Annotated in this window: 16 protein-coding genes; 5 read left to right on the forward strand and 11 right to left on the reverse strand. The window is 64.7% G+C overall.

Annotation, left to right across the window (positions count from 1 at the left end; translation table 11 throughout):
- Together RH91_RS11840 and RH91_RS21260 are read left to right on the forward strand one after the other, a co-directional pair.
- Window positions 1-1,164: RNB domain-containing ribonuclease (locus RH91_RS11840; RefSeq protein WP_010162976.1), on the forward strand; the 1,164-nt coding region annotated here is incomplete at its 5' end.
- Window positions 1,165-1,213: 49 nt separating this feature from the next.
- Window positions 1,214-2,257 (forward strand): GGDEF domain-containing protein, encoded by a 1,044-nt coding sequence (locus tag RH91_RS21260; RefSeq protein WP_010162977.1) that lies wholly within the window; start codon window positions 1,214-1,216, stop codon window positions 2,255-2,257.
- 47 nt (window positions 2,258-2,304) lie between these two features.
- Here the strand turns inward: RH91_RS21260 and RH91_RS11850 are convergent, their stop codons facing one another.
- Window positions 2,305-3,462 (reverse strand): saccharopine dehydrogenase family protein, encoded by a 1,158-nt coding sequence (locus tag RH91_RS11850; RefSeq protein WP_010162978.1) that lies wholly within the window; start codon window positions 3,460-3,462, stop codon window positions 2,305-2,307.
- A gap of 308 nt (window positions 3,463-3,770) precedes the next feature.
- Entirely contained in the window at window positions 3,771-5,534 is a 1,764-nt protein-coding gene (locus RH91_RS11855; RefSeq protein ID WP_010162979.1) for an ABC transporter transmembrane domain-containing protein, read from the reverse strand.
- Between the two features lie 206 nt (window positions 5,535-5,740).
- Here RH91_RS11855 and RH91_RS11860 point away from each other — a divergent pair, with 206 nt between their 5' ends.
- A complete protein-coding gene (locus tag RH91_RS11860) occupies window positions 5,741-6,958 on the forward strand; it encodes a polyhydroxyalkanoate depolymerase (protein WP_010162980.1) in 1,218 nt (405 codons plus the stop codon).
- A gap of 201 nt (window positions 6,959-7,159) precedes the next feature.
- On the opposite strand, the gene RH91_RS11865 is transcribed toward RH91_RS11860, so the two are convergent.
- The 3 genes from RH91_RS11865 to RH91_RS11875 form a co-directional block, all read right to left on the reverse strand.
- A complete protein-coding gene (locus RH91_RS11865; RefSeq protein WP_010162981.1) occupies window positions 7,160-7,639 on the reverse strand; it encodes a pyridoxamine 5'-phosphate oxidase family protein in 480 nt (159 codons plus the stop codon).
- Window positions 7,640-8,100: 461 nt separating this feature from the next.
- The gene (locus RH91_RS11870) at window positions 8,101-9,279 is read right to left on the reverse strand and encodes an acetyl-CoA C-acyltransferase (protein ID WP_010162983.1); all 1,179 of its coding nucleotides are present in this window, start codon (window positions 9,277-9,279) and stop codon (window positions 8,101-8,103) included.
- 133 nt (window positions 9,280-9,412) lie between these two features.
- On the reverse strand, window positions 9,413-9,889 hold the full coding sequence (locus RH91_RS11875) for a MaoC family dehydratase (RefSeq protein ID WP_010162984.1): 477 nt from the start codon (window positions 9,887-9,889) through the stop codon (window positions 9,413-9,415).
- A 397-nt stretch (window positions 9,890-10,286) separates the two neighbouring features.
- On the opposite strand from RH91_RS11875, the gene RH91_RS11880 reads away from it, so the two are divergent.
- Window positions 10,287-10,688, forward strand: a complete 402-nt coding sequence (locus RH91_RS11880) for a GAF domain-containing protein (RefSeq protein WP_037478727.1) — start codon at window positions 10,287-10,289, stop codon at window positions 10,686-10,688.
- Between the two features lie 19 nt (window positions 10,689-10,707).
- Here the strand turns inward: RH91_RS11880 and RH91_RS11885 are convergent, their stop codons facing one another.
- From RH91_RS11885 to RH91_RS11895, 3 genes are all read right to left on the reverse strand, one after another.
- Window positions 10,708-10,995, reverse strand: coding sequence for a hypothetical protein (locus RH91_RS11885; RefSeq protein WP_232283488.1), 288 nt, complete (start codon window positions 10,993-10,995; stop codon window positions 10,708-10,710).
- A 211-nt stretch (window positions 10,996-11,206) separates the two neighbouring features.
- Complete coding sequence (locus tag RH91_RS11890) at window positions 11,207-12,415, reverse strand: mechanosensitive ion channel family protein (protein WP_010162987.1); 1,209 nt, start codon at window positions 12,413-12,415, stop codon at window positions 11,207-11,209.
- A gap of 10 nt (window positions 12,416-12,425) precedes the next feature.
- On the reverse strand, window positions 12,426-13,454 hold the full coding sequence (locus tag RH91_RS11895; RefSeq protein ID WP_010162988.1) for a DNA topoisomerase IB: 1,029 nt from the start codon (window positions 13,452-13,454) through the stop codon (window positions 12,426-12,428).
- A gap of 123 nt (window positions 13,455-13,577) precedes the next feature.
- Between RH91_RS11895 and RH91_RS11900 the strand changes: the two genes are divergently transcribed.
- On the forward strand, window positions 13,578-14,156 hold the full coding sequence (locus RH91_RS11900; RefSeq protein ID WP_010162989.1) for a type 1 glutamine amidotransferase domain-containing protein: 579 nt from the start codon (window positions 13,578-13,580) through the stop codon (window positions 14,154-14,156).
- Here the strand turns inward: RH91_RS11900 and RH91_RS11905 are convergent.
- The 3 genes from RH91_RS11905 to RH91_RS22840 are packed head-to-tail and all read right to left on the reverse strand — an operon-like array spanning window position 14,123 to window position 16,732.
- Complete coding sequence (locus RH91_RS11905; protein WP_010162990.1) at window positions 14,123-15,226, reverse strand: acyltransferase family protein; 1,104 nt, start codon at window positions 15,224-15,226, stop codon at window positions 14,123-14,125. The genes RH91_RS11900 and RH91_RS11905 overlap by 34 nt on opposite strands.
- A complete protein-coding gene (locus RH91_RS11910; protein WP_010162991.1) occupies window positions 15,223-16,584 on the reverse strand; it encodes a putative O-glycosylation ligase, exosortase A system-associated in 1,362 nt (453 codons plus the stop codon). Before RH91_RS11910 ends, RH91_RS11905 begins: the two co-directional genes overlap by 4 nt.
- Window positions 16,577-16,732, reverse strand: a complete 156-nt coding sequence (locus tag RH91_RS22840; protein ID WP_198283254.1) for a hypothetical protein — start codon at window positions 16,730-16,732, stop codon at window positions 16,577-16,579. The genes RH91_RS11910 and RH91_RS22840 overlap by 8 nt, the downstream gene beginning before the upstream one ends.
- Window positions 16,733-16,784: the final 52 nt, after the last annotated feature.

The following is a 16,784-nucleotide window of genomic DNA, read 5'->3' on the forward strand; positions in this document are numbered from 1 at the left end:
CACCCCAACCCCTCCCCTGAAGGGGAGGGGCTTGAGTCTGGATCCAGCGTTTCGGATGAAGGGGAGGGGCTTCAGGACGGTTCCGGCGTTGATCCCATCCTCGCGGCGCTCCTTCCGCTCTGGGACTGCTGGCGCGCGCTCAACACGGCGCGCGAGGCCCGCGCCCCGCTCGATCTCGATCTCCCCGAACGCCGCGTGGTGCTCGACGAAATGGGCCGGATCCTGTCGGTCGCGCCGCGTGAGCGGCTCGACGCGCACAAGTTGATCGAGGATTACATGATCGCCGCGAACGTCGCCGCCGCCAAGGCGCTCGAGGCGAAGAAGGCGCCGGTGATGTACCGCGTCCACGAACAGCCGAGCCGCGAGAAGATCGTCGCGCTGAAGGAGTATCTCAAGACCTTCGGGATCGAATTCGCGCTCGGCCAGGTGATCCAGCCGCGCACCTTCAACCACATCCTCGCCAAGGTCGCGGAGGACGACATGCGCCCGCAGATCATGGAGCAGGTGTTGCGGACCCAGACGCAGGCCTATTACGCGCCGGTCAATCTCGGGCATTTCGGCTTGGCGCTCGGGAGCTACGGGCACTTCACCTCGCCGATCCGGCGATATGCCGATCTGCTCGTCCACCGCTCGCTGGTCGCCGCGTACAAGCTCGGTGACGGCGGGCTGACCGAGGGCGAGACCGCTGGGATGGAGCGGATCGGCCAGTCGATCTCGCAGTTCGAGCGCCGCGCGATGGAGGCCGAGCGCGACACGATCGACCGCTATGTCGCGGCGTTCCTGTCGGAGCGTGTCGGCGAAGTGCTCGAGACGCGGATCACCGGGGTCACCAACTTCGGCTTCTTCGCGACGGTCGAGGGCATCGGCGGCGACGGGCTGATGCCGGTGCGCGACATTGGCGGCGAATATTTCCGCTTCGACGAGGCTTCTCGCACGCTGACGGGCGAGCAGAGCGGGACGGTCTACGCCAGCGGGCAGAAGCTGCCGTTGCGGCTCGCCGAGGCGAACCCGGTGTCGGGCGCGTTGCGGTTCGAAATGGTCGAGGGGCGCGGCGCCGCGCCAGGCCGCGACACGCGCGACCGCACGCCGGGCAAGCCCGCAGGGCGGGTCCTCAAGCGGCGCGGGCGGCCCGCCAACATCAAACATCAGGGGAAGAAACGGTAGGATCGCCGGTTTCCCGGCGCGGTCTCTATAATGCGCGGGTGGAGCAGAAATGGCGACCCTGAGCTTCGAGATCGAGACATATTCCCCCGTCTGCACCGAATATGCCGGTCAGGCGTCCGACAAGCGTCTTCCACGTCCGACCGATGGCGCGGCGGTGGAAGGCGACCTGCGCTGGCTCGACCATTTCGAGCGGGCAGAACGTCTTTCCGAAATCGGCTCGTGGCGGCTCGACCTGGCGTCGACGGCCATGGCATGGACCCGGCAGGCACGGTGCCTGTTCGACCTGGGTCCGGAGGACCCGAACCCGACGTGGGACCGGTTTCTGGAGTTTTACCCGAACGGCGACCGCATGGTTCTGATGCAGGCGATCGACCGCGCGATCGATACCGGCCAGAGTTTCGAGGTGGAGACCGAAATCGTCACCCGAACCGGACGCCGTCGACGGCTGCGCAACGTCGGCGAGATCGAGCGCGGGGGCGGTAGGGGGGACTGTTCGATCCTCATCGGAATTTGCCAGGACATCACGGTCCAGCATGAGTTCGAACGCGCGCTCGAACGCAGTGCGCTGGTCGACGAGCTGACCGGGATCGCCAATCGCGCAGCGCTGAACCAGTTCCTGACCGAACGGGTCGACCGGCGGACCAATCAGGGCGTCCTGGCGGTCGTCCTGATCGACCTCGATAACTTCAAGTCCGTCAACGATACGTATGGCCATCAATCGGGTGACCATGTGTTGCAGCGCGCAGCCCGGACGCTCGCGCGGCATGCCGATGGGCGGGGGCTGGCGGCGCGGCTCGGTGGCGATGAGTTCGTGCTGGCGATCACGGCTTCGGACACGATCACAAGCCTGCGGACGGCGCTGGCGGACCTGCTGGCCGACCTGACGATCGCGGTGGAAGGCGCGGACGGAACGATTGCCGTCCGCGCGACCATGGGCGCGTGTCTGCTCGATCAGGGGATCACGACTCGCGATGAAATCCTGCGGCGCGCGGACCTATCGCTCTACAACGCCAAGGCGCTGGGGAAGGGCCGGGCGATGGTCGCGGGGGATTTGCGCCCGATCCTTCCCGCGGCGGACGGGCGGGGCTCCTAGGAATCTCGCGGCGGGCGTGGGTGCGCGAGACACCCCCGCCCCGATCGTCATCCAGCGCGGAACGTCAGCCCCGCTCTGGCCTGCAACCGGTCCGTCAGCACGCGCCCCATCAGCGCACCCGGGGTCCAGATTCCGCCGGCGCCGGTCACGTCTTCGACCAGGCAACGTGCGGTTTCGGCGATCATCTTGCTGGTCGAGCCATAGCCCGGGTCCTTGTCGCCAGTGACGACGCAATCCAACCGCTCGCCGCCCGGCCCTTCGCCGATGAACAGCAGGTCGTAGAAGCCCGCGTCGCGTTCCTCCCGCGACGGGCCTTCGCCGGGCTTCGGCCCCTTGTCGCTGGAGAGCGGATTGATCTTGGCGATCGCTTCCGCGGCGGCCTTGCCCATTTCACCGAGTCCGGGCGCGACCATCATCTCGTCATAGACGAACCCCGGACCGTACGCATCGCCGAGCAGGAAATTGGTGCGATGGACGTTCTTGGTGTTGATTGGCGCCATGATGAAGGGGGCGACCCACGCCTCGATCGTCTTGTCATATTCCGGCAGCAGCCCACGCGGTTGCGACGGTCCTTCGAACCCGGGGGTCAGCGCGAACGGATTGACGAGCAGCCCGACCACCGACGGATCCTTTGCCGCCGCCGCCAGCGTCGCCTTCAGGCTGGCGGCGGTGCCACCCGAAAAGCCACCCTGCATCTTGCGCACGCGACCTTTCACGCGGGACAGGGGGTGGCCGAATTTCGCTTTCGCCGCGTCCTGGAGGCTCAGCACGCCGAGATCGAACGGGATCGAGTCGAACCCGCAACTGAACACGATTCGCGCGCCGGTGCGCCTGGCGGTTTCGTGATGTGCGTCGATCATGTGGCGCATCCAGGCGGGTTCGCCGCACAGATCGACATAGGCGGTGCCTGTCTCGGCGCAGGCCGCGACGAGGTCACTGCCGTACGACTGATACGGTCCGACGGTCGTGAGCACGACGTTGGTGCGGTTGCAGAGCGCGCGGAGCGCGGCGGGGTCGTCGGCGTTGGCGGTGATCAGCGGAATGTCGCCGGGCGCGCCGATCGCGTCGCGGACCTGCTCGAGCTTGGTCAGCGAGCGACCCGCCATCGCCCAGCGTGGCGCCCCGGTGGCGAGGAGATATTCGGCGACGAGGCGTCCGGTGAAGCCGGTTGCTCCGAAGACGATGATGTCGAAGTCGCGCGCCATGTGACCCTCCGTTGTGCGGTCCGGATGCTGTTGCCCGGTTGCGCGGAGTGTGCGGCATGGTTGCGGCGGCGACAAGCCTGTGAAGCTGGTGATCGGGTAGCACCATGGTGGCTGCCCGCCGAGGGGACATCCGCCTAGTCTTAACACTCCCGTCACCCTGAACTCGTTTCAGGGTCCACCGCGCCACGATGACGGACCGGGCCCGTTGCACAGTGGATGCTGAAACACCTTCAGCATGACGGCTGGGGGGGCTACTGCGGGGTGACGAGCCGCATCACCCCGGCGAAGGCCGGGCCGTACCGTTTATATCACGCCGCCTCGTTGAACTGCAAACTCGCCAGCCGGGCGTACAGGCCGTTCTCCGCGATCAGCGACCCGTGCGACCCTTGTTCGACGATCTGCCCGTCGCGCATCACGATGATCCGCTTCGCCGCACGCACCGTCGCGAGGCGGTGCGCGATGACGAGCGTCGTGCGGTCGGTCATCAGCCGCTCGAGCGCTTCCTGCACCAGCCGTTCGCTCTCGGCGTCGAGCGCGCTGGTCGCTTCGTCGAGCAGCAGGATCGGCGCGTTGCGGAGCAGCGCACGTGCGATCGCGACTCGCTGGCGCTGCCCGCCCGAAAGCCGCGCACCGCTTTCGCCGAGGAAGGTGTCGAGTCCGTCGGGCAATTTGCGCAGGAATTCGGCGGCGTTGGCGGCCTCGGCGGCGGCCCACAGCTCGTCGTCGCGCGCATCCCACCGGCCATAGCGGAGGTTGTCGCGCGCGGTCGCACCGAAGATGACGGTTTCCTGCGGCACCATCGCGATCCGCGCGCGGATCTCGGCGGGGTCGGCGTTGCGCAGATCGACCCCATCGATCCGGACCGAGCCGGCGTCGGGATCGTAGAAACGCTGGATCAACTGGAACAAGGTCGTCTTGCCAGCGCCCGACGGACCGACGATCGCGACCGTCTCGCCACTCGCGATGTCGAGCGAGAAATCGTTGAGCGCGGCGACGTCCTGCCGGGTCGGGTAGCGGAATTCGACGTGATCGAAGGTCAGCGTGCCGCGCGCCGGGACGGGGAGTGTCGCCGGTGCGGCGGGCGCGCGGATCTCGGGTTCCTCGTTGAGCAGCTCGGCCAGCCGCTCGGCCGCGCCCGAGGCGCGGAGCAGATCGCCATACACTTCGGTCAGCGCCCCGAACGCGCCCGTCACCAGCCCGGCGGTGAAGATAAACGCGGTCAGCGCGCCGCCCGTCAGCCGCCCGGCGGACACGTCCGACAGGGTCGACCACATCAGCAGCGTGACCGCACCGAACAATAGCCCGATCACCAGCGCGGTCATGATCGCGCGGATCCGGATGCGGCGCTTGGCGGCGGTGAAGCTGCGCTCGACCGCGCCCGCGAACCGCTCGGACTCGCGCCGTTCCTGGCCGAAGGCCTGGACGATCTTCATCGCGCCGAACGTCTCGACCGCCATCGCGCCGATATCGGCGATGCGATCCTGGCTCGAACGCGAGTAGCTCTGGACCCGCCGCCCGAGCAGCATGATCGGCAGCACGACGATCGGGATGCCGATGATCAGCATCCCCGCGAGCTTGGGCGCGAGCGCGAACAGCGAGATGATCCCGCCGGTCCCGGTCAGCACGTTGCGCAGCGCGACCGAGACGGTGGTGCCGACCGCGCTCTCGATCTGCGCGGTGTCCGACGTGAGGCGCGAGGCGACTTCCGAGGGGCGGTTTTCCTCGAACCAGCGCGGCGCGAGCCGCAACAGGTTCGCCTGCACCGCCGTGCGGATATCGGCGACGGTCCGTTCGCCCAGCCACGAGACGAAATAGAAGCGCACCGCCGTCGCGACCGCGAGCACCGCGACCAGCGCGAACAGGCCGTAGAAGACCTGGTTGATATGATCGGGGTTGCCGCCGTGGCTGAACCCCTGGTCGATCACCGACTTGAACGTCCACGGAATGTACAGCGTCGTTGCTGAGGTCGTCAGCAGGGCAAGCAGCGCGATCGCGATCTGCGCGGTATAGCGCGACCCGAAATGCCAGATCATCAGGAGATTGCTGAGCTTGCGACGCCCCTCCCGCGGCATGTCCTTGGACGGTGTGTCTGACGTCGGAGCGGCTTGCACGGGATCTGCCATGCGCTTCGCCTAGCAGGGACCGTGGGCCGCCTCAATCGGCGTGCATCATAATCCTCGGCCATGCGTATTGATATGATGCAGAGGCGCCGCCCGTTCGTCGCATCGCCGTATTAAGATGGATAGAACCGTAGATACGGTATGCTAGAAGGCCGGCCATGCTCTATAACGCTTATGAAATTCAGAAATCCATGCTCGCCGGAGCGAGCGCCATGGCCGACTTCAGCGCAGGCTGGTTGAGCAACCCGGCCAATCCGTTCGCCTATTTCGGCGGCGGGGCGGTGATGGGTTCGGCGCTCGAAGTGTTCGCGCATGCCGCCGCCCCGCGCGGCAAGCCGACGTTCGGTCTGGCCTCGACCGAGGTGGACGGCAAGACGGTCGCGGTTACGGAAGAGATCGTCGTGCGCAAGCCGTTCGGCCAGCTCAAGCGGTTCGTTCGCGAAGGCGTGGAGACCGGGCCCAAGCTGTTGATCGTCGCGCCGATGTCGGGGCATTACGCCACGCTGTTGCGCGGCACGGTCGAGCGGATGTTGCCGGTCGCGGACGTCTACATCACCGACTGGCGCGATGCGAAGCAGGTGCCGCTGTCGGACGGCAAGTTCGATCTCGATGATTACATCGATTATCTGATCGCATTCCTCGAGGCGATCGGGCCGGGGGCGCATATGCTCGCGGTCTGCCAGCCGTCGGTGCCGTGCTACGCCGCCGCCTGTGTGATGAGCGCGGACCAGCATCCGTGCCGTCCCAAGACGCTGACGATGATGGGTGGCCCGGTCGACACGCGCGAGGCACCGACCTCGGTCAACACGCTCGCAACCGAGCGGCCGCACAGCTGGTTCAGCCAGAACGTCATCGCGACGATCCCCGCGTCGCATCCGGGTGCCGGCCGCAAGGTCTATCCGGGGTTTCTGCAATTGGCCGGTTTCATGTCGATGAACCTCGGCAGCCACATGATGTCGCATTACGAGATGTTCAAACATCTGGTCGACGGCGAGGATCTGGAAGCGGATGCGACCAAGCGCTTCTACGAGGAATATCGCTCGGTCTGCGACATGACCGCGGAGTTCTATCTCCAGACGATCGACGTGGTCTTCCAGGACCATTCGCTCCCCAAGGGCACGATGACGCACCGCGGGCGCGTGGTCGATCCGGGTGCGATCACCGACATCGCGATCCTCGCGATCGAGGGCGAGAAGGACGATATCTCGGGTCTCGGACAGACCCGCGCGGCTTTGACGATCGCGACGAATTTGCCGGACGAAAAGAAGCGCTATTATATGGCCGAGGGCGCTGGCCATTATGGCATTTTCAACGGCTCGAAGTGGCGCACCAAGGTCGCGCCGGTCGTTGAGGAATGGATGAAGGCGCACGGCTGAGGCCGGGGTACCGCGTTTTGTCAAAACCGGCGTCACCCTGAACTTGTTTCAGGGTCCACTGTTCAGCAAGTCCAGACCGTGCTTGTTGGGCGGTGGATGCTGAAACAAGTTCAGCATGACGGCGGATGGAAGCACGGGCGGCGCTTCCGCCCCTAGCTTGTGCGGGATCCCGGCACGTGGCCAGGATCCCGCAACAACATCTTATGCCGCTGTCGTGCTGACCTTGGCGTGGCTGCTGCTTTCTTCCGCGGTAATCGTGCCGCCGAACAACATCTTCACGCGACCCGTCAGCGAAATGTCGGTCTCCCACAATTCTGCGCTGTCGATGTCCATCCGTAGCAGCGCGAGATTGGGGTCTTCCTTGCCTTGCGGGAACCAGGCCTCGACCTGTTTGCTCCACAGCTTGTCGATCATGCCCTTGTCATTGTCCTGACGGATCGTGCCGGCCATGCAGGCGAAATAATCATGCCCCTTGGACACGAACTGCGCCATCACCTTGCCGCCGTCGGCCAGGCGGTTGTCCTTGCCGGTGAAGAAGAACAGCGTGTCGACCAGATCCTTGTCGAGCTGCGCCATTAGCGGCTCGCTGTGCGACGATCCGTCGGCCTTGCCCACCATGAGGTAGGGGCTGTCCGCCATCTTCTTCCACAGCGTTTCTTTGATTTCCTGGGTGTCGGCCATTGCGGTTCTCTCCTTGAGGATGGTTTGGAGAGAAAACGACGGGACGCTAGGTTGGTTGCCTCGGATTTTTTGCAGGCTAATCAGCAAGACCTCGTCGCCTTTCGGGAAGGCGATAGATCACCGTCATGGGATGACGGACAGACGATGTCCTGCCAAATTTGCGGATATCCGAAGTCTCTATTAGTCACTTCATCGGCGGCAATCCGGCCGCTAAGATGAGAGGTGGACCTATGACGGTCGCCGATCTGTGCCTGCTTCTGGGCGTGCTCTTCGCCTTCACGACCTTGGTCCTGAAGATCATCGCGATGGCACGCAAAGACTAGGGTGCACGGGCGGGGCTCGGTCTGACAGCCGAGCCCCAAACGTATTGAGCCCCGGCCGCTGACACGACCGGGACTCGTTATGAGAGGCGCCTATGACTTCGCCATCCCCTACATAGACGAAATTCGCCTCGGGTTCAATTACAGGACTTCGAACAGACCGGCGGCACCCTGACCGCCACCAATGCACATCGTCACGACGACGTACTTCGCGCCGCGCCGCTTGCCCTCGATCAGCGCGTGGCCGGTCGAGCGCGCGCCGGTCATGCCATAGGGGTGGCCGATCGAGATCGCGCCGCCCGAGACGTTCAGCAGCTCATCCGGAATGCCGAGCTTGTCGCGGCAATACAGCACCTGCACTGCGAACGCTTCGTTGAGCTCCCACAGGCCGATGTCGTCCATCTTGAGGTTGAAGCGCTCGAGCAGCTTGGGGATCGCGAAGACCGGGCCGATCCCCATCTCGTCGGGTTCGGTGCCCGCGACCGCCATGCCGACATAGCGGCCAAGCGGGGTGAGGCCGCGCTTCGAGGCGAGCGACTCCTCCATCAGCACCGAGGCGGACGAGCCGTCCGACAGCTGGCTGGCGTTGCCCGCGGTCACGTTCATCCCCGGGCCCATCACGGGCTGGAGCGACTGGAGACCTTCGAGCGTCGTCTCGGGGCGGTTGCCTTCGTCCTTGGAGAGCGTGATCTCCTTGTGCGTGACTTCCTTAGTTTCCTTGTTGGTCACTGCCATCGTCGCGGTGACGGGGACGATCTCCGCATCATAATAACCCGCGGCCTGCGCGGCGGCGGTGCGCTGTTGCGAGCGGAGGGCATATTCGTCGCACGCTTCGCGGCTGATGTTATAGCGCTTGGCGACGACTTCCGCCGTGCCGAGCATCGCCATATACACGTCCTTGTGCATCGCTATCAGCTCGGGGTCGGCGGCGAAGCGCATCTGCGGCGTCTGGACGAGGCTGATGCTCTCGACGCCGCCGCCGATGGTGACGTCCATATTGTCGGTGATGATCTGCTTGGCAGCGGTGGCGATCGCCATCAGGCCGCTGGCGCACTGACGGTCGACCGACATGCCCGGCACGGTGACGGGGAGCCCGGCGCGCAGCAGCGACGTCCGCGCGATGTTGCCGGCCTGATGGCCCTGCTGGAGCGCACAACCGAACACGACGTCATCGACCATGCCGCCTTCGATCCCGGCGCGCTCGACGGCGGCCTTGATCGCGTGGCTGGCGAGGGTTGGGGCGGGGGTGTTGTTGAACGCGCCGCGATACGCACGGCCGATCGGGGTGCGGGCGGTGGAAACGATGACGGCTGAACGCATCTGGCTTCTCCTTCTATAAGCCCCTCCCCTTCAGGGGAGGGGTTGGGGTGGGGACGTGGGATGGGGGCAACCGGTGTGTTCGCGGCACAGCCCCACTCCAACCCCTCCCCCAGAGGGGAGGGGCTTTGTAGGTTCAAACGAAGATCTGCGACATCCATTCGGCGATCATCGCGGGCTTTTCCTCGCCTTCGATCTCGACCGAAAATGCGTTGGTCTGCTGCCACTGGCCGGGGCGCTTCTCGATCAACTCCAACAGCTTGAACCGCCCGCGAACGCGCTTGCCCGAGCGGACCGGCTGGAGGAAGCGGACTTTGTTGCCGCCGTAGTTGATGCCCATCTTCACGCCCTCGATCTGGACCGCGTCGATGATCTTGGAGGACAGCAACGGCATCAACGACAGCGTCAGAAATCCGTGCGCGATCGTCCCGCCGAACGGGGTCATCGCGGCCATCTGGGGGTTGACGTGGATGAACTGGTGGTCCCCGGTCGCGTCCGCGAACTTGTCGATCATTTCCTGGCTGACTTCGACCCAGTCGGACACCTGTTCGCTGCCGATCCGGCCTGCCAGTTCCTGAATAGTGATCGTCGTGGTCACGGCATTCCCCTGCAAAGTGCGCGTATCGCGGGCTGTGCGGCGGAGATGGCACCAGCGCTTGCCGCGCGCAAGCCTGGCAAAACCCAAATCCGGAACGGACCGGCTGCCGTAGCGTTAACAGGCAGGATAGCAGGGGCGAATCACACTCTGCCGGCGAACCGATCTTTCGAATTGGAAAGCGATGTGATTCGAATACGGGGCCGAGACGGCGTTTCCGATGGAAAACTGACGCGGAACTTACGCCGGTTTGACACGGAACATAGTCAATAGGAATGAAACCCTTCTTAAGGCGGATGCACGACGTTCCAATATTCGGCAAAGCTCCTCCTACATTAAACCAACATCTCTTCGGTCTTGGGGGACTTCCGTGATGCGAGTAGCGATGAAACAGCGGCCAACCGATCGTAGTGAAATGTACGTCCTCAGCGACCCACGTCGAGCCGACCGGCCCGGCATGTCGGTCGCGCTCCTCGATGATATCGCGCATGTCGCGGTCCGGGCGCTCGGCGTAGACGTCGCGGTCATCGTGATGGATAGGAGCGTCGCAACGTGGAACACCGCCAGGGTCGGCATAGCCACCACGGCGGACGAAACCGCCACCATCCCGGCAGGGCGCTCCGCTCTTGCCGACCTCGTTCATCCGGTCGCCGCCGATGCTGCGGGGTTTGCCTTCTATGCCGCGACGCCGGTGCGCGATATCTCGGGCTTGCGGATCGGGACCCTGGCGATCCTGTCGCGACGGCCACGCGCGGTTTCTGAAGAAGACCTCGTAACCTTTCGCAAGATTGCAACGATCGTCGAACAGAGCCGATAAGGCGCCCGCGCCGGGCGGCTCATGCCTCCGCGATCGATGCGACTCCCTTGCGCGTCAGGATCGCGTCGCGCGCGGTGGGTTCGTCACCGGTGCCGATCAAGAAGAACTCGACCGAGAGCAAACCCTCGTCGATCAAACTCTGGATGATCCGAACGAACATCTTGCCCTCGGGCGTGAACTCATTGCCAAGCCTGGTGGGCGACAGATTGACGGGGTTGGGCCAGTTCTTCCGAAGATAGGCAAGGGTGGCGTGGTTGAGACGCACTTCCATACTGTCCTGATGGCCGTGCACCCACCGTACTGACACTGAATCCGCCCCCAAAAAGACCCGCGTCTTGTTCAAAATCCCTTCCGACAGGCGCCCCGGGATATATTATGCGCTTACAGTATACAGGGGAATTATAGGGCAAAAACGGTGATAACGCCAGCCGGGTTATGGCCATTTCGGTGCTTACGCCAAAAATGGCATGCGATATGGGGTAAATACAGTACCATTAATGCGACGGAAACCATAGTGTTCAGTGCTGTCCGCCATCTTCGTCAACCGCAGAATTGCTTGATATCGCACCAGTTCCGCGACGATCCTCTGTCTTTACAGCGCTTTTTGGGGCGTTTTGCTCGGGTTTGACGTTGAACGTCGTCTGCGTGGGATAAGCCAGTTCGATCCCGTCCTCGTTGAGCCGCCGAACGATTGCGAGCCCTACGGCGTGGCGTGCATCGTAAAACTCCTGGAAGGCCGCGCTGGGGGAATCGAACTCGACGTCGAAATCATAGCTGCTTGCGCCGAACGTGGTGAAGCCGGCGCGGACGAACTTCATGCCCTTCGCCTCGATCACGTCCTTCAGCACGGACGGCAGTGCCTCCATCGTCTCGACCGGGGTCGCCTGCACCAGCCCGATCGTGAAGACGACACGGCGATATTCGCGCGAGGTGTTGTTGATGATCTCCTTCTCGAGCAGTTGCTTGTTGGCGACGATCCGCTCCTCGCCGGTGACGCCGCGAATCCGCGTTGATTTCAGCCCGATCGCCTCGACCGTGCCCGAGGAGGAATCATAGCTGATCGCATCGCCGCGCCGGAATGGCCGGTCGAAGATGATCGCGAGTGCCGCGAACAGGTCGGCGAAGATGCCCTGCGCGGCGAGACCGATCGCGATGCCGCTGACGCCGAGCCCGGCGACGAGCCCGGTGACATTGACCCCGAGATTGTCGAGCACGACGATCAGCGCGATCGCGAACACCGCGAAGCTGACGAGCAGCCGGATGATCCCCATCGCGCTGCCGATCGCTTCGCCCGAATAATGTTCGCTGCGGGTGCGATGCTCGATCGCGCCGAGGATCAGTTCGCGCGCCCAGTTCGCCGCCTGGAACACCGCGGAGATCGTGAACAGGAAGTTGACCACCCGCGTGACTTCGGCGGGCGGGTTGGCAAAGCCGATCACGAGCTTTGCCGCCAGCAGGACGATGAACACGTTCCCGGTCCGCGCGATCGTCCGGCCGAACACGATTCCCCAGCCGTGCAACTGCCGGTCGCGTTCGCACAAGCCCCGCCCGATCCGCCGCGCGAAATGGAGCGCGATGACGATCGCCGCACCGGCGCCGAACGAGATCAGCAGTTGCAGCCAGTAATCGCCGATCCAGTCGAGTGTAGTCTTGGCGAGGCCGTGGACCTGGCTGTTCACGTCGCGGACGCGGATCGGCGGGAGGATCGCCGCGGTCTTGTTGCTCATGTCGGGACCTTTACGCGGCTCCGGCAAGGACCGGCGGGACGCCACGCTCGCTGCCGTGCTCGAGGAAGGCAATCAGCCCACGCTCGGTGCGGGTCAGATGCTGGGTGGAACGCGGGAGCTTCAGGCTCGCACGGAATGCGGTCTGCCCATCCTTCGCCAGTGCGAGAAGCGCGGGATGGACATAGGACTTGCGTGCGATCGCGGGGGTGTTTCCGAGCGCCTCTGTCACGGGCTCGAGCATCGTCTTGAGGCTGATGTCGTGCTTCGCCCGCGCCAGTGCCTCGAACGCGAGGACGCTCGCGCTCCAGGTGCGGAAATGCTTGGCGGTGAAGTCCCCGCCCATCGCTTCCCGGATATAGGCGTTGACGTCCGACGACGACACCGGATGGCACGTGCCTTCCGCATCGACCCAGCGGAACAGGTGCTGGCCCGGCAGGTCCTGACAGCGTTTGACGAACCGGCTGAGCGACCCGTCGGTGATCGTCAGCATCCGGAGCTTGCCCGACTTGGCCTTGAACTGAAGCTTGAGTGACTGCCCCTTCACCGCGGCATGGCGCTTGCGCAACGTGGTAGCCCCGAAGCTCTTGTTCGACTTCACATAGCCTTCGTTGCCGATGCGAACCTTGCCGAGATCAAGCAGCCGCACCACCGCGGCAACCGCAATGTCCTTGTCGAGCCCGCGTCGCGCGAGATCCTTCGCCACCCGCGCGCGGAGCTTGGGAAGCGCGTGGCCGAACGGGGCGCACAGTTCATATTTGGCTGCATCCTGCGTCTCGCGAAAGCCGAGGTGATAGCGATATTGCTTGCGCCCCTTTTCGTCCCAGCCGACCGCCTGGATATGCCCTACGGGGGAGGGGCAGAACCATGCGTCGCGATAGGCGGGGGGCAGGCCGATCGCATTCAGCCGGTCGATCTCCTCGCGCTCGGTGATCCGCGTACCGGCAGCATCATAATAGCCCCAGCCCGACCGCATCTTCTTGCGCGTGATGCCGGGCTCGCTGTCGTCGTGGTACGTGATCGGGTGGATCTGCTGCGCCATGGCCTTTGTGAATGCACGGATTGGCGCATCGTTCCGGAACAGGCGCTGGCCCTCGCGGGTTTACCGACCCGAGCCCAAGGTGGCTTCTATCCCAAAATGCCAAAACCGCACCGGAGACAAATCATGGCCGAGCTATCGCAGGCGCACGTTCTCATCATCGCGACCGACGGCTTCGAGCAGGCCGAACTGTTCGAGCCGCGCAAGGCGTTGCTCGACGCGGGCGTCAAGGTCACGCTCGCCTCGATCAAGACCGACCCGATCCAGGGCATGGTTGCCGACGAGAAGGGCGACACGATCACCCCCGACACGACGCTCGACGAGGTGGATACCGAGGACTTCAACGCGCTCTTGCTGCCGGGCGGCGTCGGCAATCCGGACAAGCTGCGGATGAACGATCGCGCGGTCGAGATCGTCGAGGAATTCGCCGACGACGGCAAGCTGATCGCCGCAATCTGCCACGCGCCTTGGTTGTTGATCGAGGCGGACGTGGTCGATGGCCGCCGCATGACGAGCTGGCCGTCGCTGCGCGTCGATCTCGCCAACGCGGGTGCCGAAGTCGTCGATGAGGAAGTCGTGCGCGACGGATCGTTCATCACCAGCCGCAAGCCCGAGGATATCCCCGCCTTCAACAAGGCGATCCTCGCGGCATTGCAGGAAGATGTCGACGATCAGGAGGCGGAAGCCGACGACACCGACGCCTGACGCCCGGAACCGGCTCGCCAGCGCGTGGCGAGCCGGTTCATCCAGGCCTGCGCGGGGCGTTCGACGAAGCGGTACAGCACCAGCGAACTGACCAGCACGAGCGCCAGATACAGAGCGATTAGCGCCGGAGAGATGCTCCGCGCATCACTGACCAGCGCCAGCTTGAACACTACGAACAACAGGAAGTGACCGAGATAGGTCGCGTAGCTGAGTTCGCCAAGCGCATGGAGCGGACGCCCTGATAGTGGATTGCCGCGCCAGTCCGAGGTCAGTGCAAGGCACAGCAGCGCGGCGGCCAGCGCGCCCGGCACGACGAGCGTTTCCGCGGCACCCGCAGCAAGCGCACCGACCACCGCGACCGCGAGACCCGCGCTAACCCGGATCGCACGCCCGGGCATGTCCCGAAAGCGCAGCCACAGCGCGCAGATCGCGGTGCCGACCGTGAACTCGAGCAGGCACCGCCGCAATCCGAATGTCCAGATGTCGGTCCCGAGCGTCGGTGCCCCCGCCATCGCGAGGTGCAGCAGCGCAAGCAGCGCAACGATCGCCGCGACCACGATCACGGTCGGCATCCGCCGCCAGTCGATCGCCAGCGCGAGCAACGGGAAGGCGAGATACGCCGCCCATTCGGTGCTGATCGACCAGCTCGGGTCATTCCACGCGAGGTGAGTGGTAAATCCCCAATTTTGAAGCAGCAGTAAATGGAGCGGCAGGTCGGCGAATGGATAGTCGGTCGCATCGTGCTTGCCGACCTTGGCGAGCACGACCGCGAGCGCGACCGCGCAGCCGAGCATGAACACATGCAGCGGCCAGATCCGCGCCAGCCGCCGCCACAGGAACCCCGGCACCGCCGCGAACCCGCCCGTGCGCAGGCGGTCGCTCCAGCTCAGCCAAAGTACGAAGCCCGACAGCAGGAAGAAGAAATCGACCGCCAAATAGCCCTTGGCCAGCACCGCGAGCCAGAAGGGCGGTACCCCCGCGATCGACAGTCGAATGTGATATAGCACGACGAACCACGCGGCGATGCCGCGCATCCCGGTCAACGCGCGCAGTTCGGAACGGCCCGTCACGCCGCCGCCGTCCGCGCGGGGCGGAGCTTGCGGAACGACCGGAAGGATTGCTCGGCGCGTTTGCGCGCAAGATACGTATCGAGCCCGATCTGTGCGCCGATCAGCATGTAGACGAACGGCTGGAAAGCGATCGCGATGAACGCCGCGCCCAGCAGATAGACGAGATGCGCCGATTGCAGCGCGCCGGCGAGTGGCGCGATCCAAGCCTGCTCCGGGTCGCCCCGGCGATAGCGCCGCCGCAGCACCTCCATCCGCACCAGCCCGATCAGGTTGATCGCCGCCCAGATCGCAAAACCCGGGAAGCCCTGTTCGCCGATCATCTCGAAATAGGCGCTGTGGAACGCGCGCGCCTTGTCGACGGTCAGCTTGCGGTCGACCGTCGCGTTGTTGCCGTCGCCCTCGACCTTTTCGGTGTCGTAGCGAATCTGGTTCTGGCGATACATCTCGAACCCGCCGCCGAGCGGGTGCTGCTTGGCATAGTCCCACGTCCACCCCCACACCGCGATCCGGGTCGAGGCGGATTCGTCGCCCTTGTAGGTCTTGATCGTCCCCATCCGCTCGGTGAACGCGCTCGGCAGGAACTGTACGGCGATGAGCCCCGCCGCCGCAATCAGCCCGAGGTAGAGGAGTTTCCGTTTCGCATCGCGCACCATCAGCAGCGCGACGAGACCGATGCACAGCAACCCGGTCCGCGTCGAGGTGCCGACCGGGATGAGGAGGCACGCGAACACCAGCGCGTAGCAGAAAGCGATGACCTTCCAGTTCGGCGGGAAGATCGTGCCATGCCGCGTGAACCACAGGATCAGCGGGATGATCGCCACCGCGACGGTCGAGATGGTCGAGCCTTCGTACAGCCCCGAATTGTTCGCGACCATCAGGTTGAGCGTACCATATCCGCCGCCGCCGCTCGCGATCGTCTTGAGGCCGCCGACGATGATGATCGACGCCGCCGACGCGATCATCACCAGCAGCAGCGATTCGAGCCGCAACCGCGTGCGCAGGGTGAGGGGCAGGAAGGCTGCAAACGCCAGCGTCTTCCACACCCACCCCCATTTATCGAGCGCCTCGACCGGAAAGTCGGCGGTGCGCGTGGTGATGCCGCAATAGAGCAGCAGCAGCACGATCAGGATCTGGCGCGGCGCGACACGAACGTCGCGCTTGTCGTCGGCGATCACGAACCCGCCGACCGCGAGCGCGACCGCGATCAGCGAGATCGGCACGGCATTGAGCAGCAGATACGTCAGCCGTTGCGGGGAAACGATGTCGATATAGACATAGGCCAGCACGAACAGGAACGGTCGCCGGAACCCGGCCGCGAAAAAGGCGGCGAGGAAGCCGACGAAAAACAGGTCACGCACGCGGGCGGGCCTTTGATCTGGGTTTTGCGCGATCCGCCGCAGGATCGGGCAGGGGCGTCTCCCGGTCGAGATCGGGCCGGCGCAGCAACAGCCACACCGTCAGCGCGATCAGGCCGTGGCTGATCGCCAGCGCGAAATTGTCGATCATTCTTGCCTGAGCCCTTGCGACACCCGTGCCGGCGAACCAGCCACGGCCTGTT

The organism is Sphingomonas sp. PAMC 26617 (genome assembly GCF_000242835.1).
GTDB lineage: Bacteria > Pseudomonadota > Alphaproteobacteria > Sphingomonadales > Sphingomonadaceae > Sphingomonas.